The organism is Neokomagataea anthophila (assembly GCF_018122595.1).
Lineage (GTDB): Bacteria > Pseudomonadota > Alphaproteobacteria > Acetobacterales > Acetobacteraceae > Gluconobacter > Gluconobacter anthophilus.
In genome coordinates, this window is record NZ_JAGRQH010000005.1 from 50,150 (window position 1) to 67,565 (window position 17,416).

Here is a 17,416-nt window from a genome sequence, read left to right on the forward strand (position 1 = left end):
TGCATTTCGTAATTCGCCGTATCGGCCTTGGAGAGCGCTGCTCACCGTTTCCACGCACCATTCGTTCGTGACGTTCTCACCCCGGAATGAACCGTGACTTTTGGGGGAAAGATTGAACCGAGAAATTTCCATCATCCTGCTCCACAATCCGACATGTCACTGAGCGGATTGGAGAAACAGACAGTGGAGGCTGCCCCGGAACACGAACAAAACATGGATGAACCCGTACTTGCCCGCAGCTTGATCCAGACAGCGCGGCTATGGGCCACGCTGCACCCAACAGAGTGCCAAGAGGTCAGAGACCACATCGCGCTGAGGGTTCTGGAAGAGCTGGGGGCAGACATCGGGTGAGGGCAGTCTTAGAACGGGAGATCGTCGTCGAAGTCATTCCGACCAGGCGACCCGTAACCGTCATGATGGCTCTGACTACTGGATTGCTGGCGCCCGCTGTTCTGATCGCCATTATTGCGACTGTCGAGCAAGGTCACGTCACCACGGAAGCGATCAATAGTGACTTCTGCCGTGTACTTTTCCTGCCCGCTCTGATCAGTCCATTTGCGGGTGCGCAATTCACCCTCGATGTAGAGCTTGCTGCCCTTCTTTACGAAGCGCTCGATCACACCGGCCAGATGGTCATTGAAGCAAACAACACGATGCCATTCCGTGCGTTCTTTACGCTCACCAGACTGCTTATCGTTCCACGTATCCGACGTAGCGAGGGTCAGATTGGCAATCTTCGAACCGCTCTGTGTGTGGCGAATTTCGGGATCACGTCCGGCATTGCCGATGAGTATGACCTTATTGACGGAGCCAGCCATTTATTCGCCCTCCACAACAGAGGCCGTAGTAGCGTTTGTACGGGGATCGGCGGCAACCGAGTCCCCGCTTTCACCATCTGCCGAGGATGAAACTATGACACCTGCTGAATTAGAAGATGCTCTTGCCCGCGTTGAAGGCCGTTGCACAGCGCAGCACCAGATAATGGTCGCAATCACAGCGATGATGCCAGCAGCGCAGCGCCATGACGTTTTGGCCCTCTTGAAGACACAAGATGAAAAATGGGAAGCCTTGCGGAAGTCCCCTGGCTCAATGCGAAGCGAGGCCATGACGGAGGCGGCTGAACGTGAAATGGAAAAATTCACGTCTGCCGTGAACGTTTTTTGCACCCTTTCGGGACGTTGAGGAAGGTCGGCGGACTTCCAAAGGAGGTCTGCCACCACTTCCCTAACTCCAGGTATGCTCAACCACTCGGAAAGGCTGTTTGGGGTATTATCAGACATGCACCGCCTCCTTGCGCGTGGAGCGGCGGGAGGGGGTAATCTCTCGATATAAATCAGGGCGCAGTCTTTCACGCGGAATACCTGTTTTTTCTTCGACTGCAACGACATGATTGGCAGGAATTCGGTCTCGGTAGCGCCAAAAAAGGACCGAAGTCCGATGCAAGTTACACGCCTTACTTAATTCGAGCGCTCCACCTGCCGCCGTGATGGCTTCATCAACAATTGACATTCTTAAATGTTAGATATGCCAACATATTAAAGCAAGAGAAAATGTTGGAAAAACCATCCCCTTGGATATTTAGACATGATTGTATTTCCAACATGACAGAACAGCACCTTATTGGAGTGCGCTTAAAGGCGCTCCGCACCCAACATGGAAAAGCTAGAGGGGCTCGTGCTACTCAAGCCGAGGTCGCTGACGCCGTTGGAATTGCCCGAAGTACGTTGACTGCCTACGAAAAAGGCCATGACAAGCCGGGCCGAGATACTCTTGTCGCTTTGGCTGGCTATTATGGGGTTAGCGTAGAAGAGATTTTATCTGGGGCCAGCCCCCTCCAGCCCATCCACACAACGCAAATTGAAGTTCGAGGTGATGTTCAGGCGGGTGTATGGCGTGAGGCTGTGGAGTGGCCTCGTGCAGACTGGTACGCCATCACCGTGCCTCTTGATGCCGCTTATGCGGGGTTGCATCGATACGGTCTCCTCGTGAAGGGGGACTCCATGAACAAGGTGTTCCCAGACGGATCAGTTGTCGTGGTGATAAACCTCTCGGACCTTGGGCGTATGCCACATACAGGAGAGATCGTCGTCGCTGTGCAGCGCTCGAAAACGACGAGTGACTTTGAGGCGACAGTCAAGGCTGTGCAGGTCCGAGATGATGGCGAGATGATTCTCTGGCCGCAAAGCACGAACCCTGATTTCGCGATGCCTGTGCGCGTTCCAGCTAGAGGAAACGAACACGACGCCGGAATGCCTGATGTGTTTATCCAGGCGTTGGTTGTGGCGAGTTATCGGCCTAATCCGACCGTTTCATTTGGGTGATATGCGTGGTTGGGAAGTGGGATTGGAAGTGAGGGGACCTTTCCCCTTCAATGGAGAATAAAGCATGTTTTTTGATGACTTACCTAAAGACAATGCTGCGTTAATAACTGAGGTTATTACAGCCGTTTACCAATTCCAGATTAATAATATGAAATGCTTAAATGAACTACAGAAAGCGATAAATGAGATAAATACTGAGAAAGGGGATAGGCTTATAAAGGGAGAGTTTTCTGTGCATATGGAGAAATCATTGTCCATGATAGAAAATCTCCACAAGCATTTCTTCGAGGCGCAGAAATGACTGATTTCGAAAGTAGGCTTGCACAACTCTCGGACCATCCCAATTTTAAATGGTCAGATAATTCTTCCAGAAAGGGCCGAGAATCTGGTAGTGGAGGCGGTATGGATGATCTAACTCGCCGCGTCGGTGTGCTCGAAACTAAGATGGACAAAGTCCAAGAGACCTTGGGTTCCATTCAGGTGACGCTTGCCCGGATAGAAGCATCGATGGCGACGAAAGATGAGCTTCATGCACTAGCCATGCATGTTGCGGTTCTTGATGAGCGGACAAACAAGCTCGCAACAACTAAAGGCGTAGCAGTTATGGTGTCAGTGGCGGTGGCGATCCTGACAGCTGCAGCAAGATGGCATGACCTAGTGGCTCATTTTACATCACACTAAAACCCATCGACATGAAGTCTATCAACCCGGCTCCGGCCGGGTTTCTTTTTGGGAATAAATGTTGGAATTGCCAACTTTTATCTTGACGACATAATGTTGGTATAGCTAACAATAACCCCACACCCCAGTCGGGTGATGGGAGAAACGCTCGTGACACAGTTAACAATCCTTGATGTGAATATTCGGCAGGACGCGCAGGGGCGGTATTGCCTGAACGACTGCCACCGGTCTTCTGGCAGCGAAGCTTCCAAGGCACCGGGCCAGTGGATGGCCAACAAGCAGACCAAGGCGCTCATCGCTGAAATCGATACTGTGGAGATTCCCACAGTTTCAGAAACTGCCGGGAAGTCGGTAGTTACAGTTGAGGGCCGAGGCGGTGGCACCTACGCTTGCAAAGAACTGATCTACGCCTACGCAATGTGGATCAGCCCAGCTTTCCATCTTCGCGTTATCCGCGCGTTTGACGCGATGATGATGGGGAAGGGTCTAAAGATTGTTGAGCCCCTTTCACGCGAACAGAAGATCAACGAAGCATTCCTTATCTCGCAGGACATCATCCGCGAGAAGGATGCAGAGATTGCAGTTCTCGCCCCAAAGGCAGAAGCCCTCGACGCGCTCGCGAACCTCGAAGGACGTCACAACCTCCGAATCTCGGCAGCGCAGTGCAAATGGCCAGAGCGGAAATTCATCGACAAGCTTATTCAGATTAAATGGATCTACATCCATGCTGTGACCGGGCGTAAATGCGCGTATGCAGACAAGATCAAAGCTGGCTTGATGGAAGTTAAGAACGTCGAAGTAAAGCGCACGGGTTACACCGAAGGCGTTGGCCAGCCGATGATCACACAAAAGGGACTAGCACGCCTCCGGGTTATCCTCGGGGTTTATCAGACTACAGCACTTGCCCGCCGCACGGATACCGCCACGCATGGGGAACTGCACTGATGCCGTACCCTGACAACTTCAGTTCCTTTGCGTTTGATGCCGCATACGGCGTCAGTGACGAAGCAGAAGCGCCAGCATGGATGTACCGGAAGATGGATAATCTCCGGGCGGAAGAAAACAAGCTGGATGCTGCGCTGGATCTTCATGCTGAAGACGATGCAATGGTTGATGATCTGTACCGTCGGCTTGCTGATAACGAGGCGGAGCAAATCGAACTTCAGGAGAGGATCGATGAATATGAGCGCGTCTGAGATTGACCCAGATAAGGAGAAGGCTTTTGATCTTCTTGAACAGGCAGCGCGTCAACTCTGGAAGTCCATGGGGTTGGCTAATAAATATTCACCATCTGAATATAGGTCCCTGATGGAGACCCGCTCCGAAATATCAGAGTTTTGCTTCGTGCAGCATCAGAAACGCCATTTAGCTTTATCGAATAACAAGTAACCAACAGGAAATCTTAACATGCTGAAAACAGCAAATGCCCGAGGTGCGTCTAATGCACTTCATTCATTATCTGAGCAGATTGAACAAACACGCCATCTGGAGGGATTTGCACGCAGCAGCCGCAATCTCTCTGATAGCCCCCTGATGTGGAAGGTGTGGGAGAATAACCGCCAAGGCCATGCCGAACGCCTCGAAGCTCTGGTTCGGCAGTGGCGCCAAGAAGTCGCTCGCCAGCGTGTGCCTTTTATTGCTCGTATTCTGGGGCTGGTGTGATGGTACGCAAAATTTATCATGACCTTGAACAAGGCACCGATGAGTGGCTGCAAGCGCGTTGCGGCATTTTAACAGCCAGCACAATTGGTAAGCTTCTTACACCAACCGGCAAAAGCGCGAAGAACGACAAAAGCCGTCGGCTGATACTAGATCTTCTGGCGCAGCGCATCAGCAAGGTGGTTGAAGATCAGCCAAACACATTTGCCATGCAACGTGGTCATGAAGATGAGATTGAGGCCAAACTTCTATATGCGCAGAATTTTGGTCCTGTGTCTGAGGCTGGTTTTATCACGGAAGATCGGTGGGGCTTTAAGCTGGGTTACTCACCAGATGGCTTGGTAGGTGATGTTGGGCTTCTAGAGTGTAAGAGCCGAGCACACGGCCTTCAGATGGGCGTTATTTGTGATCAAGTAGTGCCTACCGAATACATGGCGCAAATCCAGACGGGGCTTCTTGTCTCTGGTCGTGAGTGGCTTGATTTCATCAGCTTCCCAGCAATGGGGGGCGGCAAGATGCTCGTGAAGCGGGTGTATCCAGATACAGACATGCAAGGCGCTCTGGTCGAAGCGGCTGCCTCCTTTGAGGCTGAGATTAAAGCGAAGCGCACTGAGTATGAAAAAGCCCTTCTGAACCCTGATCTGCGTTTTCTGGACACAGAAAAACGTGCTGTCGAAGAGGATATCTTAGTCGATGGTTGATTTATCTCGCACCATTATAGCCAAGTCAGATCAGTTGAATGCTGACGATCTACTGGGCGGTCCAATCACCGTTAAAGTACAGGGTGTCAAAGAGGGAAGCGCAGATCAGCCGGTAGCGATCTTCTATGAAGGCTGCAATGGGAAGCCGTTCTATCCCTGCAAATCTATGCGTCGTGTCCTTGTGAATGTCTGGGGGCGGGATGGAGTAGCATATGCTGGGCAATCCATGACGTTATTCCGCGACCCAAACGTAAAGTTTGGCGGGATTATGGTGGGCGGTATCCGCATTAGTCACATGAGCGGCCTCGAGAAAGATATGCCTATGGCGCTTCAAGTAACGCGGGGTAGCAAGAAGCTCTATACGGTTAAGCCGCTTCGGGTTCAGCAGGAACCACCTGTTCAAGGTCAGGGGGTAGATAAAGCAGCTGAGTGGGCTGACAAGCAAATTCAAAGCATTCACGGCGCGAATACAATCAATGCTCTTGAAAGCCGTACATCTGTCGGGGCGTTTACCAAAAGTATGCAGCGGCTTGAGGTAGAGCGTCCTGAGCTAGCTGAAAAGATTAAGGACGCCATCTCAGCGCGCCTTCAAAAAATTCAAGAGACAGAAATTGGTCAACAACCGTCTGAGCACGAGGAAGAGTGGGTATGACCCCCGCACCACACCTGTCGGGCTACGACCCGACAACCATCTGGCAGACGCTCGAACGTCTACGCCGTGAATATCCAGCCGTTGAATGCGATGATGTGCCGGCCGCTTGGGCCGTGAGTGATGAAAGGGAAGGGTGATGGACGAAATCGACCAAGCGCGTTCCCTAGCGGAGCGCCTTGGCCTGACCCTGTGCGTTGTCGGGCCAGATCAGATCGAAGTCACAGTAGCGGACGATGAGCCGCGTGTGATGACTGTTGAGCAGTTCTTACGGGTTTATGGGGGGCACGGATGAAGCGATTAACCGTGCAGCTAGGTCCCAAGGTGCTTGATATAAATGATGCAGCTCATTATTTGGCCATGTCCGTTGGGACATTTCGGACGCAGGTTTTACCCCACATTCGGCAGATATCGTTATCAGAGAGGCGAAGGGGGTATTTAGTGAGCGAACTTGACCGTTGGTTGGAGAGTAAGATGTCTCATTCCGACATTCATGCCCCCCATGGTGAGTTTAACCCTTGGGATGCGCTTACTTGACGACACTTCGGCTCCCATTCATCCAGCGTTTCAAAGATAGGCATGGTAAAGTGCGGTACTATTTCAGGAAGAAGGGACAAAAAACTGTTCCTTTGCCTGATTTGAAATCTCCCAACTTTATGGCCGCGTATCAGGCAGCTGCGCAAGGGGCCAAGGCTGAGGCTGCTGTGATGGTGCAGCGAAAGCACTCAGGCAGTCTGCGTGATGTTATCGAGACTTGGTATGCAACCGCGCATTACAAAGCACTCGAGCCGAGCACGCAGGCTGTTTATAAGCGCTTGCTGGAAAGAATGCGTGGGGCGAATTACGCGAACAATCCAGTAATGCTTATGGAAAGTCGGCATGTACGTTCAATTATGAACCAGTACAGTGCGTCGCCTACCACAGCCAACCGAATGCTGCGTCTACTGTCTATGCTCATGGAGCATGCCATTCAAATGGGATGGGCTGAGAGTAACCCGACAACAGGCGTACCTCGTTTGAAGATTAAAAGTGAAGGTATTCACTCTTGGACGGATGCTGAGATCGAGCAGTATGAAGCCCGGTGGCCAAGCGGAACCAGAGAGCGTTTAGCTTTGGCATTACTGCTCTATACGGGGCAGCGTCGTAGCGATGTGGTTAAAATGGGTCCGAAGGCTGTTGCCGGAAAGGCAATTTATGTCCGCCAGCAAAAGACTGGGACGGAGTTGATTATTCCCATTCATCAGCACCTACAAGACGAATTAGATCAATGGACGCCGAACGTATCCGGAACATTTTTGGCTACGGACAGAGGTAGCCCAATGTCAGTGAATAATTTTTATAATCACTTCAAAGATTGGTGCGCTAGCGCTGGACTATCGCCAGAGTGTAGTCCGCATGGCTTGCGCAAAGCGGCAGCACGAAGGCTAGCTGAAGCGGGATGCACAACGCATCAAATTGCTTCGATTACGGGGCACCGAAGTTTAGCAGAAATAGCCCGCTACACACGTGCTGCGGAACAGATGGAATTAGCGAAATCGGCAATGTCAAGGCTGCACCCAATTGTCAAACCGAACTCGTGAAGTGTCAAACCTAACCAATAAATGGCAGAAAACAGCGATTTTTGAAAAGTATGGTGGACCCGACGCGATTCGAACGCGTGACCTTTGCCTTCGGAGGGCAACGCTCTATCCAGCTGAGCTACGGGTCCCTTGCGGGCTTCGATAGACGGTTCTGAGGCTTTTGCCAAGGTCTTTCCGACGAGTGAGTTGATTTTAGTGTGTGTCCGTTGCTTTCCAGAGGGCCGCAGCGATGTCACCGCCGGAGGAGAGGGGTTGTTGAGGGGCAAAAATCCACGACACAATATCTCTGGCGGTATCGCGTTGATCCCGCTCAAGGAGGTGATGCCCGGTGGGAATCTCATCAAGTCGGACGCTGGTGGGAAGTCGGTTAATGAGGCGGCTTGTGTAAAGAGGCAGCACGAATTGGTCTTGTCCACCGAAGATCATAAGTGTGGGCTGTGTGAGGTGCGGAGATGCTTGGTAAGCGCTACGCATCAAGTGGGTTAGGCCATCAACCGTGTGAAAGGTGGCTTGATGCATAGTGAGTGGATCAAAATAGAGACGGCGTGCAGCAGCGATGTTGTCCGTGGCGATATGTGTGCCGGGGACGGATGAGCCATCAAGCCGTTTATGTGGTGCCAGAGTGGCAAGAAGATCCAGTGTTTGCTGCCATGGGGGGGCAATATCCATCGCAGCAGGGGCTAAGAGAATAGTGCCCGTGATGGTTGGTGACGGATGGCTTGTGGTGAGGAGAAGAGCGACGGCACCACCCATACTCGAACCCATGATATAAAGGGGAAGGTGCGGGGCGTAGTCATGCGCCCAGAGAGCAGCGTCGTGTGCGTCTTCTACCATGCGTTCTGTGTTGCTCCAGTCTCCGCGTTGTGGCGCTTGGCCGAAACCGCGTTGGTCTGGTGCGATGATGGTGATGCCAGCTTGGTTGAGGGCAGGAGAGATTGTTTCCCATGCGTCGCGGCTGTCGCCATAGCCATGCAGAGCGAGGATAAGGGCGTGGGGTGTGCCTGCTGCTGGGTACAGGCGCAGGGGAATACGGGCATGGTCGGACGCGTTGAAAAAAGCGCTTGGCGGTACGAGGGCTTGTTCTTGTGCTGTTGGCTGTAGATTGGGGCGGTGTGGTAGGTTGGTGCAGGCTGTAAGTAACATTACGCAGGCAAAGAGCGATGTATGGTTTGAAACGCGCGGGAAAGCGCCTATCATCCGGCGCAATATGCCGTGCCTATTCCATGTGGGCGAGTAAGGAGAGTTATTGGTGACGTCTGAAGCGCCCCATTTAGTATTGGTTGATGGTTCTGGGTTCATTTTCCGGGCTTTTCATGCTTTGCCGCCAATGAGCAACCCGGAAGGTGTTCCGGTCAATGCTGTGTATGGTTTTACCAATATGTTGACGCGTTTGCTACGTGACCATGTTGGAACCCATCTGGCTGTGATTTTTGACGCGGGGCGGCATACGTTCCGTAATGATTTGTACCCTCAATATAAAGCGCACCGCCCGGAGGCTCCGGAAGATTTGCGCCCACAATTCAGCCTAATCCGTGATGCAACGGCGGCTTTTAACGTGCCATCGATCGAACTGCCCGGCTGGGAAGCGGATGATTTGATTGCCAGCTATGCACGGGCGGTTGTTGAGGCGGGCGGGCGTTGTACTGTTGTTTCATCCGATAAAGATTTGATGCAGTTGATCCGCCCCGGTGTGGAGTTGCTGGACCCGATGAAGCAAAAGCCTATTCGGGATGCTGAGGTGGAAGCAAAGTTTGGCGTGCGCCCCGATCAGGTGGTGGATGTACAAGCGCTTATGGGCGATTCAACGGATAACGTGCCGGGTGTGCCGGGTATTGGCGCAAAAGGTGCGGCCCAGTTGGTGAAGGAGCATGGGTCGTTAGAGGCGATTTTGGCGGCGGCTCCGTCCATGAAAACGTCCAAGCGTAAGCAAAATTTGATTGAGCATGCGGATGCGGCACGTATTTCCCGCCAATTGGTTCTTTTGGCAGATGATGTGCCTTTGCCGCAGTCTATTGATGGCTTGGTTTGTCGTGATGTAGAGCCGGATACGCTGCGGGACTGGCTGGCATCAATGGGGTTCCATTCTACGATTCAGCGTATGGGGATGAAGCCTGCGGCTCCTGCCGTAAAAAAAGCGGCGGCCTCTAAGGCTGATGCGGTTTCCGGCGAGAATGAGGCCGCTGTACAAGATACTGCGGTGCAGCGTCCATTCACGGGGTATCAAACCGTCATGGAGATGGATGCGCTCGACAAGTGGATTGCGCGCGCGCATGAGACGGGTGTGGTGGCCGTTGATACTGAGACAAATAGCCTCAATGCCCGTCAGGCTACGATGATTGGACTCTCTTTGGCTGTGGCCCCGGGGGAAGCCTGTTATGTGCCGTTTGGCCATGAAGGGACGTTGGATCAGCCTACAGGAATGCAACTTGATCGTACGGCCGCTTTGGAGCGTTTGGCGCCTTTATTGGCCGATGAAAGCGTTCTGAAGGTTTTTCAGAATGCAAAATACGATCTGACCGTTTTCCGCCGTGCCGGTATTGAAACCATTACTCCTATTGATGACACGATGCTGCTGTCTTACGCACAGTCAGCCGGTGAGCATGGGCAGGGGATGGATGAACTCTCAGCGTTGCATCTGGGGCATACGCCGATCAGTTATGATGATGTAACGGGTAAGGGACGTAATCGTATTCTGTTTGCGCAGGTGGTGTTGGACCGGGCTACGGAATATGCCGCAGAAGATGCCGATGTTACGCTGCGTCTGTGGGAGGTTCTGCGTCCGGGCTTGCGGACGCGTAAGGCATTGGCGCTTTACGAGGAAATGGAACGTCCGCTCATTGGTATTCTGACTGAGATGGAACATGCGGGCATCAAAGTTGATGCTGTTGAGCTGCGCCGTATGTCGGATGACTTTGAAAAGCGTATGCGTGAGATTGAAGCGGATATTCACGCGCAAGTGGGGCGAAGCTTTAACGTAGGTTCTCCGAAGCAATTGGGTGAAATTCTCTTTGATGAGATGGAGCTTCCGGGTGGCAAGCGTACGAAAAGCGGTTCTTGGGGGACAGATCAGTCAGTCTTGGAAAGTCTGGCCGAGCAGGGACATGACTTGCCGCAGAAAGTGCTGCAATGGCGGCAGTTGGCTAAGCTGAAATCCACCTATGCTGATGCGTTGGTGGAACAGATGGACCAAGGCAGCCAGCGCGTTCACACCTCGTATCAAATGGCGGTGACGACGACAGGGCGCTTGTCCTCTAATGAACCAAATTTGCAGAATATCCCCATTCGTACAGCAGAAGGGGCGCGTATTCGTAAGGCATTTGTTGCCGCGCCCGGTCATGTTTTGGTTTCCGCTGATTATAGTCAGATTGAGTTACGTCTTTTGGCGCATGTGGCGAAGATTGAGCCTTTGTTGGAGGCGTTTCGTTTAGGGCAAGATATTCATGCCCGTACGGCATCAGAAGTATTTGGTGTCCCCTTGGAGGGAATGGACGCTCTGACGCGTCGCCGCGCTAAGGCGATTAACTTTGGCATTATTTACGGTATTTCGGCGTATGGCTTGGCGCGGCAGTTGCAGATTTCTCCGGGGGAGGCGCGTAAATATATTGATGCATATTTTGCGAAATACCCCGGTATCCACGATTATATGGAGCGTACCAAGGAAGAAGCCCGTGAGTATGGCTATGTGCTGACGCCGTTTGGGCGGCGTTGTTATGTGCCGGGCATTAAGGAAAAGAATGGTGCGCGCCGTGGTTATGCGGAGCGTCAAGCGATCAACGCACCGTTGCAAGGTGGTGCTGCGGATATCATTAAGGCTGCGATGGTGCGTTTGGCGCAGAAATTGCCGGAAACGGGCTTGAAGGCGCGCATGCTTTTGCAAGTTCATGACGAATTGCTGTTTGAAGTGGCGCAGAATGATGCGGACGCTTTGGCCAGTTTTGTGCGTGAGCAGATGATGGCGGCTGCGTCTTTGGATGTGGCGTTGGACGTGGAAACCGGCATTGGCCAGAGCTGGGCTGAGGCCCATTAAGAAGAGGGATGTCGGTTATGGCGCAACGTAAAATGCGTATTAGCAAGTGGTTTGTCGCGGCTGTTTTTGTGGTGGCCGCGGCGGTTGGATATGGCGCCTTTGAAATCGCGTCACATGGCGGGACGGGGTGGCTAGTACAGTCTAACGGTAATGCTGTGGGCGGGAGTTTCCGGCTTGTTTCTCTTGGGGACAGCACGGTTTCTGAGGGGGATTTCCACGGGCGTTGGTTGCTTGTGTGGTTCTATGATGCGCGCACCCCTTTGCATGAAAGCCGCCCGATCTTGACGCGTTTAGAGGCGACGCGGAATGCGCTAGTGGCCAAGGGCCTACCCGTAACGGTGATTGCTGTGTCTTTGGACCCGAATATCGAGACCGATATGGCGAAGGCTTATATTTTGCCTATCGCACCGCATGTCATGCCGTTAATGGGCACGGAAAATATGATCCGGGCCATGACGGCGCTGTATCATGCACCTTACACGATGAAAGATGGGCATTTTGAGCAGGCCCCGCAGGTTGTGGTGATGGACCCGGGCAGCCATTATGCGGGTATGCTTGATACGTCTACGGATGACAGCACGTGGATTGAGCAGATTGATCACTGGGCGGCGCATTAACATGCGGCGCTGGGGGTTAGCCTGTCTGGCAGTCATGGCGGTGTTGTGTGGTGCTGTGCCGGTTATGGCGCAAGACCACTTGCCGCTGGATTGGAACGGTCAAACATTAGGCAGCCCCCATAGAGGCGGAACTTTACGCCTCACGGCAGATGGGCCGGGCGGTACTCTGGACCCGCAAATCAACTACGGCACGCAGTATATGCAGGTCTTCGTCGTGATGTATGACCCGCTTCTTGTGTATCGGCAGGCGCCGGGAAAAGTTGGTTTGGAGGTCGTGCCAGATCTGGCGGAGGAGATGCCCCAGATCAGTGTAGATGGGCTTACATGGCGTTTGACGCTGCGGGACGGGCTGAAATTTTCGGATGGTTCGCCCGTAGAGGTTGAAGATGTTGTCGCGTCGTATCGGCGTATTTTTCAAGCGGGGAGCCCGACGGCGGCCTCGTTTTATGGAAATATCGAGGGGGCGGCTGAGTGTTTGAAGGTACCGGAGCGCTGCCTTCTTCCCGGTGTTAGCGGTGACCCGAAAACACGGGTGATAACTTTTCACCTTATCCACCCTGATGGTGAATTTACCTATAAACTCGCTTTTCCTCATGCCGCGATTATCCCGCGGACGACGCCATTGCATGACCTAGGTATGCAGACAGCGCCCGGTACAGGGCCGTATCGCCTTACGCATTATGACCCAGAGCATGGCATGGTGCTGGAGCGCAACCCGTTCTTCCATGTGTGGAACCCGCAAGCGCAAACCGATGGTTTTGTGGATCGTATTCAATATGACTTTGGTTTGTCGGATGAGGCGCAGGTTACCGCGGTGGAGCAGGGGCAGTATGACTGGATGCTGGATGCAAAGCCTGCTGATCGTTTAGGGGAAATTGGTGCGAAATATACGGGCCAGGTGCATATAGAGCCGCTTTTAGGGCTGTATTATCTGGCGATGAATAACCATGAAGCGCCTTTTACGGATGAGCGTGTACGCCGTGCCGTGAGTCTTGGGGTGAACCGCCACGCCATGACGATCTTATTCGGGGGGAGTGCGATTTCTGAGCCCTTATGCCAAATGGTGCCGCATGGGATTCCGGGGGCAGATTTGGGTATGACCTGCCCGCAAGACGTGGCTGAGGCACGGCGCTTGGTGCATGAGGCTGGAGCGGATGGGGCGTCTGTGACGCTGGTTGTGCCGAACCGTACGGTTGAACTTGGTATGGGGACGTATCTGCGGAATGCTTTGTCTCAGATTGGTCTAAACGCGCAATTACGGCCTATTACGGCTGGTTTGGCCGATAGTTACGAGCAGAATACAGCGAACCATGTGCAGATTGCGCTGTCTTACTGGTTTGCAGATTACCCATCGCCTTCGACGTTTCTAGATGATCTGTTTGGGTGTGATAATTACCACCCGAATGTGTCCGTCTCTCCGAATTTCACAGGTTTTTGTGACCAGCATATTCAAAGCTTGATGGATCAAGCGCGGGAGCAGGTGGAGGTTGCGAAGGCCAACCCGCTTTGGGAAGAAGCGGGCCGGGACATCATGGCGAAAATGCCGGGCGCACCAATGATCCAGATGAAAACGGTGGATTTTGTATCCCGCCGTTTGGGGAATTATACGTCAACGTGGCTGGATCACATGGTGTTTTCGCATGTGTGGGTGCAGTGATGCCGTGGGGGTGTTATTCTTTTTCTGAAGAAAAAGAAGCAAAAAGACTTTTGAAAATTTGGCGTGCTTTATCGCGCGATAATTTTATTGAAAAATAAGAGTTTTTTGGTTCTTTTTTGCAAAAAAGAATAAAAGCAATGCACGCTGAAGAACTCTAAGCCCTCAGTATATTCTGAATATTCTGAGGGCTTGAGGACAGTCTCTTACAAACCAATATCCGTGCGGAAAATCTTATCGGCCCACTCAATTTTATCAGCGGCTTCATAAGCGCGCTTACGGGCTTCTTCTGCCGTTGCTGCACGGGCGCTGATGGTGAGAACGCGGCCACCATTGGCGACCAGAATACCATCGCTCAACGCTGTGCCGGCATGGAAGACGGACACGCCTTCAACGCTCTCAGCGGCTTCAATCCCACGAATGGCGCCGCCCTTTTTCGGGGCATCTGGGTAGCCATTAGCGGCGAGGACGAGCGAGATTGAGGCTTCATCGGTAAAGCGGGCCTCGGCATTGTCCAGTTTACCCTCTGCCAGTGCCGCCAGAACTGGAAGTAGGTCTGATTCTAAGCGGATCAGCAGTGCTTGAGCTTCTGGGTCACCAAAACGGACGTTGTATTCGATGAGGGATGGGCCGGTTTCGGTCAGCATCAAACCCGCGAAGATGACGCCACGGAAGGGTGTGCCGCGGCGGTTCATTTCACGCAGCATAGGGCGCACGGTGAGGTCTAGAGCGTGTTCTTGTGCTGCGCGGTCAAAGACTGGTGGTGGCGCAATCGCGCCCATACCGCCTGTGTTGGGGCCGGTATCACCATCACCAAGGCGCTTATGGTCACGTGCCGCGCCGATCAGTACGGCGTCATCATCGGAGCAGAACGCAAAGAGGGAGACTTCCCGGCCAACGAGGCAATCTTCAATCACCAATGGCATGCCGAGCTTTTTGATCGCGTCTTCAGCTTCGTTCACGCTCTGCGCTACGACGACGCCCTTGCCTGCTGCAAGACCGTCAGCCTTCACGACGATTGGGGCACCCTTGCGCTGGACGTAAGCGAGAGCAGCGGCTTCATCTTCAAAGCGTTCCCATGCGGCGGTTGGAATGCCGGCTGCGTCTGCAACGTCTTTGGTGAAGGCTTTGCTGCCCTCAAGTTGGGCTGCAGCTTGGGAGGGGCCAGCACAGGGAATGCCCGCAGCAACGCAGGCATCGGCGAGGCCAACAACGAGAGGGGCTTCTGGGCCGGGCACGACGAGATCAATCTTCTCAGCCTTCGCAAAAGCAACAAGTGCCGATACGTCATCTGCTTTGATGGGCACAAGGGTAGCATGTGCGGCCATGCCGGGGTTGCCCGGTGCGGCGTATAGCGTGGTGAGGTGTGGGGAACGTGCCAAGCAAGTTGCTAGAGCGTGTTCGCGCCCTCCGGAGCCGACCAGCAAAACGCGCATGTCACTTTATCCTTTTCTCTGCGGGTGGCCCTATCATGGGGGGGCTACCGTAATGGGGCTTCGTCTTTTCGCGTCCGTAGCATAGACTGGCGCAATGATGGAGAGTGAGAGCGCCCCGGCACGGGGAAATGTGCCCCAATTTAGCGTTTCTGAGATTTCTGGTGCCATTAAACGCACTTTGGAAACAGGTTTTGCGCGTGTGCGTGTGCGCGGGGAAGTGACCGAGCTCAAGCGGTATCCTTCCGGTCATGTGTATCTGTCCCTCAAGGATGATGGCGGGAAGATTTCGGGGGTTATCTGGCGCGGTAGCGTGTCTCGCCTTGGGATGGTGCCGGAAAATGGCAATGAAGTCATCGCGACGGGGCGTGTGTCCTCCTATGGTGAGCGTTCCAGTTACCAGCTAGTGATTGACCGTATGGAGTTCGCCGGTGAGGGGGCTTTGCTGGCGAAAATTGAGCGGTTGCGGCGGCAATTATTGGAGGAAGGTCTCTTCGCGCAGGAGCGTAAGAAGCCGATTCCTTTCCTCCCGCAACTTGTCGGGGTTGTGACGTCCCGCTCTGGTGCGGTGCTGCACGATATTCATACAACGATTGCGCGGCGTTTCCCGCGTGACCTTTTGCTCTGGCCTGTTGCCGTGCAAGGCGAAGGGGCGGCTGCACAGATTGCGGCCGCTATTGAGGGGATGAGCCAGCGCGCGCGTCGGCCTGATGTGCTGATTGTTGCGCGTGGTGGCGGCTCTCTTGAAGATTTGATGGCGTTCAATGATGAGCGGGTGCTTCGGGCCGTGGCAGCGTGTCCGATCCCTGTGATCTCTGCCGTCGGGCATGAGACGGATACGACGTTGATTGACCTCGTCTCTGATCGGCGCGCGCCCACTCCGACTGCAGCAGCAGAAATGGCTGTGCCTCCGCGCTCTGATTTGGTGGCGGATTTGGCGCATCGTAATGCGCGTCTGGCGGGGGCATTAAGTCGTATTGTTCAGACTGCGCGTGCGCGGAGTGAGCAGGTGGCAGCGCGCTTGCCGGATTTGCCGAGCCTTATGGATACGGCGCGGATGCGTTTGGATGATCGGGGGCAGAGGTTGGATTTAGCACTTCCAGCCTTCGTGCAGAGAATGCGTGCCCGAAATGATCAGGTGGTCGCGCGTTTGCCAGATCTTCCGGGCTTGGTCGTAGCCGCTCGGCAGCGCTTTGAAGAGCGTGGGCAGAGGTTAGATCTTGCTTTGCCAGCGTTTGTGCAACGGGCGCGTGGTGCTTTGAATGCTCCGCAGCGGCAGTTAACGGCACCTCAATGGTTGATTGAACGGGCGACAGCGCGTTTAGCCTCGACATGGCAAGCGGCTGAAGGCGCATGGGGAAAGGCTGAGCAAGGTAGGAAACTGAAGCTTGAGCGATTACGTTTAACGCCTGAACTGATGGCAGGCCCGTTGCGCCTACAGCGTACGCGTTTGGAAGGCATTGGGCGGCATTTGGAGGCTGTGTCTCCCCATGCTGTTTTAAGGCGTGGTTATGTTTTGGTGCAGGATGTGCGTGGTCGTCCTGTGACGAGTGCGGATGCTCAGCCAGCGCATGGACGGGTGGTTTTGTCTTTTGCAGATGGGGAGCGTGGGGCTAAGTTGGATGTTCTACGCCTGGATGCGGGGCAGCAAACGGAATTGGAACTGTAAGCGTCAAGGATGGCGCATGTTTGAGGAAGCGGAGAAATGATGCGTAGTGTCTTAATGGGTTTTGCGCTTTTGCCGCTTCTGGCAGCGTGTGCGGATCAGCCGCCAGCATCGGCGCCTGTTCAACCAAAGATACCTCCCCAAGATTTTGCGCCAGGGTTAGTGCCCGGTGCAGAGCCTTTACCAGCGGGAAATACGGTACAGAATGATCCGTCTGCTGCCGTGGATACGCCTCTTTGCGGTACGGCTTTGCGGGAAGCGAACCAAGCCGGAGCTGTGGTGTACCCCCAGCCGAAGATGGCGTCTTCATCTTGCCCGCGTAATGCGTGTTTTGACGCTTTGACAGGGACGTTCATTGCGGCAGATGGGCAGAGAAGTGTTTGCCGTTAAAGTCTTGCTTGTGATGGTCACTAAAAAAAGCCGCCCAA

23 protein-coding genes and 1 tRNA gene are annotated in these 17,416 nt (G+C 53.7%); 19 read left to right on the top strand and 5 right to left on the bottom strand.

Annotation, left to right across the window (positions count from 1 at the left end):
* Window positions 1-93: 93 nt before the first annotated feature.
* Window positions 94-351 carry a hypothetical protein gene (locus tag KB213_RS08380; RefSeq protein WP_211682146.1) on the top strand — a complete coding sequence of 86 codons (258 nt, stop codon included), beginning with the start codon at window positions 94-96 and terminating at the stop codon, window positions 349-351.
* A gap of 8 nt (window positions 352-359) precedes the next feature.
* Here the strand turns inward: KB213_RS08380 and ssb are convergent, their stop codons facing one another.
* A complete protein-coding gene (gene ssb, locus KB213_RS08385; protein ID WP_211682148.1) occupies window positions 360-818 on the bottom strand; it encodes a single-stranded DNA-binding protein in 459 nt (152 codons plus the stop codon).
* A gap of 94 nt (window positions 819-912) precedes the next feature.
* Here ssb and KB213_RS08390 point away from each other — a divergent pair, with 94 nt between their 5' ends.
* Window positions 913-1,182 (top strand): hypothetical protein, encoded by a 270-nt coding sequence (locus KB213_RS08390; protein ID WP_211682150.1) that lies wholly within the window; start codon window positions 913-915, stop codon window positions 1,180-1,182.
* Window positions 1,183-1,272: 90 nt separating this feature from the next.
* On the opposite strand, the gene KB213_RS08395 is transcribed toward KB213_RS08390, so the two are convergent.
* The gene (locus KB213_RS08395) at window positions 1,273-1,509 is read right to left on the bottom strand and encodes a transcriptional regulator (RefSeq protein ID WP_211682152.1); all 237 of its coding nucleotides are present in this window, start codon (window positions 1,507-1,509) and stop codon (window positions 1,273-1,275) included.
* Window positions 1,510-1,601: 92 nt separating this feature from the next.
* On the opposite strand from KB213_RS08395, the gene KB213_RS08400 reads away from it, so the two are divergent.
* The 12 genes from KB213_RS08400 (at window position 1,602) to KB213_RS08460 (ending at window position 7,591) form a co-directional block, all read left to right on the top strand.
* Entirely contained in the window at window positions 1,602-2,321 is a 720-nt protein-coding gene (locus KB213_RS08400) for a LexA family protein (protein ID WP_211682154.1), read from the top strand.
* 64 nt (window positions 2,322-2,385) lie between these two features.
* Window positions 2,386-2,622, top strand: coding sequence for a hypothetical protein (locus KB213_RS08405; RefSeq protein WP_211682156.1), 237 nt, complete (start codon window positions 2,386-2,388; stop codon window positions 2,620-2,622).
* Window positions 2,619-3,002 (top strand): hypothetical protein, encoded by a 384-nt coding sequence (locus KB213_RS08410; protein WP_211682157.1) that lies wholly within the window; start codon window positions 2,619-2,621, stop codon window positions 3,000-3,002. The genes KB213_RS08405 and KB213_RS08410 overlap by 4 nt, the downstream gene beginning before the upstream one ends.
* A gap of 150 nt (window positions 3,003-3,152) precedes the next feature.
* On the top strand, window positions 3,153-3,947 hold the full coding sequence (locus KB213_RS08415; RefSeq protein WP_211682159.1) for a KilA-N domain-containing protein: 795 nt from the start codon (window positions 3,153-3,155) through the stop codon (window positions 3,945-3,947).
* Window positions 3,947-4,198: a hypothetical protein gene (locus KB213_RS08420; RefSeq protein WP_211682162.1), complete on the top strand. Its 252-nt coding sequence runs from the start codon at window positions 3,947-3,949 to the stop codon at window positions 4,196-4,198. Before KB213_RS08415 ends, KB213_RS08420 begins: the two co-directional genes overlap by 1 nt.
* Window positions 4,185-4,391: a hypothetical protein gene (locus tag KB213_RS08425; protein ID WP_211682164.1), complete on the top strand. Its 207-nt coding sequence runs from the start codon at window positions 4,185-4,187 to the stop codon at window positions 4,389-4,391. Before KB213_RS08420 ends, KB213_RS08425 begins: the two co-directional genes overlap by 14 nt.
* 18 nt (window positions 4,392-4,409) lie before the next feature.
* Window positions 4,410-4,664, top strand: a complete 255-nt coding sequence (locus tag KB213_RS08430) for a hypothetical protein (protein WP_211682166.1) — start codon at window positions 4,410-4,412, stop codon at window positions 4,662-4,664.
* Window positions 4,664-5,362, top strand: a complete 699-nt coding sequence (locus KB213_RS08435; RefSeq protein ID WP_211682169.1) for a lambda exonuclease family protein — start codon at window positions 4,664-4,666, stop codon at window positions 5,360-5,362. The genes KB213_RS08430 and KB213_RS08435 overlap by 1 nt, the downstream gene beginning before the upstream one ends.
* Window positions 5,355-6,014 (top strand): hypothetical protein, encoded by a 660-nt coding sequence (locus tag KB213_RS08440; protein WP_211682171.1) that lies wholly within the window; start codon window positions 5,355-5,357, stop codon window positions 6,012-6,014. The genes KB213_RS08435 and KB213_RS08440 overlap by 8 nt, the downstream gene beginning before the upstream one ends.
* Window positions 6,011-6,151 (top strand): hypothetical protein, encoded by a 141-nt coding sequence (locus tag KB213_RS08445; RefSeq protein ID WP_211682173.1) that lies wholly within the window; start codon window positions 6,011-6,013, stop codon window positions 6,149-6,151. Before KB213_RS08440 ends, KB213_RS08445 begins: the two co-directional genes overlap by 4 nt.
* Complete coding sequence (locus KB213_RS08450; protein ID WP_211682175.1) at window positions 6,151-6,306, top strand: hypothetical protein; 156 nt, start codon at window positions 6,151-6,153, stop codon at window positions 6,304-6,306. Before KB213_RS08445 ends, KB213_RS08450 begins: the two co-directional genes overlap by 1 nt.
* Window positions 6,307-6,640: 334 nt before the next feature.
* Complete coding sequence (locus KB213_RS08460; RefSeq protein WP_249110388.1) at window positions 6,641-7,591, top strand: tyrosine-type recombinase/integrase; 951 nt, start codon at window positions 6,641-6,643, stop codon at window positions 7,589-7,591.
* Between the two features lie 51 nt (window positions 7,592-7,642).
* On the opposite strand, the gene KB213_RS08465 is transcribed toward KB213_RS08460, so the two are convergent.
* Window positions 7,643-7,719: transfer RNA gene (locus KB213_RS08465), tRNA-Arg, on the bottom strand.
* A gap of 64 nt (window positions 7,720-7,783) precedes the next feature.
* Window positions 7,784-8,788, bottom strand: a complete 1,005-nt coding sequence (locus KB213_RS08470) for an alpha/beta hydrolase (RefSeq protein ID WP_211682177.1) — start codon at window positions 8,786-8,788, stop codon at window positions 7,784-7,786.
* A 52-nt stretch (window positions 8,789-8,840) separates the two neighbouring features.
* On the opposite strand from KB213_RS08470, the gene polA reads away from it, so the two are divergent.
* From polA to KB213_RS08485, 3 genes are read left to right on the top strand one after another with little or no spacing between them, the layout of a single operon-like run.
* Complete coding sequence (gene polA, locus KB213_RS08475) at window positions 8,841-11,618, top strand: DNA polymerase I (protein WP_211682179.1); 2,778 nt, start codon at window positions 8,841-8,843, stop codon at window positions 11,616-11,618.
* A gap of 17 nt (window positions 11,619-11,635) precedes the next feature.
* Window positions 11,636-12,235, top strand: a complete 600-nt coding sequence (locus KB213_RS08480; RefSeq protein ID WP_245642188.1) for an SCO family protein — start codon at window positions 11,636-11,638, stop codon at window positions 12,233-12,235.
* Between the two features lie 34 nt (window positions 12,236-12,269).
* Window positions 12,270-13,892, top strand: coding sequence for an ABC transporter substrate-binding protein (locus tag KB213_RS08485; RefSeq protein WP_249110419.1), 1,623 nt, complete (start codon window positions 12,270-12,272; stop codon window positions 13,890-13,892).
* Between the two features lie 203 nt (window positions 13,893-14,095).
* Here KB213_RS08485 and purD read toward each other — a convergent pair whose 3' ends face one another.
* Window positions 14,096-15,325: a phosphoribosylamine--glycine ligase gene (gene purD / locus KB213_RS08490; RefSeq protein ID WP_211682183.1), complete on the bottom strand. Its 1,230-nt coding sequence runs from the start codon at window positions 15,323-15,325 to the stop codon at window positions 14,096-14,098.
* 94 nt (window positions 15,326-15,419) lie between these two features.
* On the opposite strand from purD, the gene xseA reads away from it, so the two are divergent.
* Both xseA and KB213_RS08500 read left to right on the top strand, forming a co-directional pair.
* Window positions 15,420-16,991, top strand: coding sequence for an exodeoxyribonuclease VII large subunit (xseA, locus tag KB213_RS08495; protein ID WP_211682184.1), 1,572 nt, complete (start codon window positions 15,420-15,422; stop codon window positions 16,989-16,991).
* A gap of 39 nt (window positions 16,992-17,030) precedes the next feature.
* The gene (locus KB213_RS08500; protein WP_249110420.1) at window positions 17,031-17,378 is read left to right on the top strand and encodes a hypothetical protein; all 348 of its coding nucleotides are present in this window, start codon (window positions 17,031-17,033) and stop codon (window positions 17,376-17,378) included.
* Window positions 17,379-17,416: the final 38 nt, after the last annotated feature.

What these genes read in the sequence shown, in the direction of transcription:
- KB213_RS08480 (WP_245642188.1), top strand. Translation starts at nt 11,636, where the DNA reads ATGGCGCAACGTAAAATGCGTATTAGCAAGTGGTTTGTCGCGGCTGTT.
- KB213_RS08420 (WP_211682162.1), top strand. Translation starts at nt 3,947, where the DNA reads ATGCCGTACCCTGACAACTTCAGTTCCTTTGCGTTTGATGCCGCATAC.
- KB213_RS08445 (WP_211682173.1), top strand. Translation starts at nt 6,011, where the DNA reads ATGACCCCCGCACCACACCTGTCGGGCTACGACCCGACAACCATCTGG.
- ssb (WP_211682148.1), bottom strand. Translation starts at nt 818, where the DNA reads ATGGCTGGCTCCGTCAATAAGGTCATACTCATCGGCAATGCCGGACGT.
- KB213_RS08500 (WP_249110420.1), top strand. Translation starts at nt 17,031, where the DNA reads ATGCGTAGTGTCTTAATGGGTTTTGCGCTTTTGCCGCTTCTGGCAGCG.
- KB213_RS08450 (WP_211682175.1), top strand. Translation starts at nt 6,151, where the DNA reads ATGGACGAAATCGACCAAGCGCGTTCCCTAGCGGAGCGCCTTGGCCTG.
- purD (WP_211682183.1), bottom strand. Translation starts at nt 15,325, where the DNA reads ATGCGCGTTTTGCTGGTCGGCTCCGGAGGGCGCGAACACGCTCTAGCA.
- KB213_RS08405 (WP_211682156.1), top strand. Translation starts at nt 2,386, where the DNA reads ATGTTTTTTGATGACTTACCTAAAGACAATGCTGCGTTAATAACTGAG.
- KB213_RS08470 (WP_211682177.1), bottom strand. Translation starts at nt 8,788, where the DNA reads ATGATAGGCGCTTTCCCGCGCGTTTCAAACCATACATCGCTCTTTGCC.
- KB213_RS08410 (WP_211682157.1), top strand. Translation starts at nt 2,619, where the DNA reads ATGACTGATTTCGAAAGTAGGCTTGCACAACTCTCGGACCATCCCAAT.
- KB213_RS08395 (WP_211682152.1), bottom strand. Translation starts at nt 1,509, where the DNA reads ATGTCAATTGTTGATGAAGCCATCACGGCGGCAGGTGGAGCGCTCGAA.
- KB213_RS08430 (WP_211682166.1), top strand. Translation starts at nt 4,410, where the DNA reads ATGCTGAAAACAGCAAATGCCCGAGGTGCGTCTAATGCACTTCATTCA.
- KB213_RS08440 (WP_211682171.1), top strand. Translation starts at nt 5,355, where the DNA reads ATGGTTGATTTATCTCGCACCATTATAGCCAAGTCAGATCAGTTGAAT.
- KB213_RS08435 (WP_211682169.1), top strand. Translation starts at nt 4,664, where the DNA reads ATGGTACGCAAAATTTATCATGACCTTGAACAAGGCACCGATGAGTGG.
- xseA (WP_211682184.1), top strand. Translation starts at nt 15,420, where the DNA reads ATGATGGAGAGTGAGAGCGCCCCGGCACGGGGAAATGTGCCCCAATTT.
- KB213_RS08400 (WP_211682154.1), top strand. Translation starts at nt 1,602, where the DNA reads ATGACAGAACAGCACCTTATTGGAGTGCGCTTAAAGGCGCTCCGCACC.
- KB213_RS08485 (WP_249110419.1), top strand. Translation starts at nt 12,270, where the DNA reads ATGGCGGTGTTGTGTGGTGCTGTGCCGGTTATGGCGCAAGACCACTTG.
- KB213_RS08425 (WP_211682164.1), top strand. Translation starts at nt 4,185, where the DNA reads ATGAGCGCGTCTGAGATTGACCCAGATAAGGAGAAGGCTTTTGATCTT.
- KB213_RS08390 (WP_211682150.1), top strand. Translation starts at nt 913, where the DNA reads ATGACACCTGCTGAATTAGAAGATGCTCTTGCCCGCGTTGAAGGCCGT.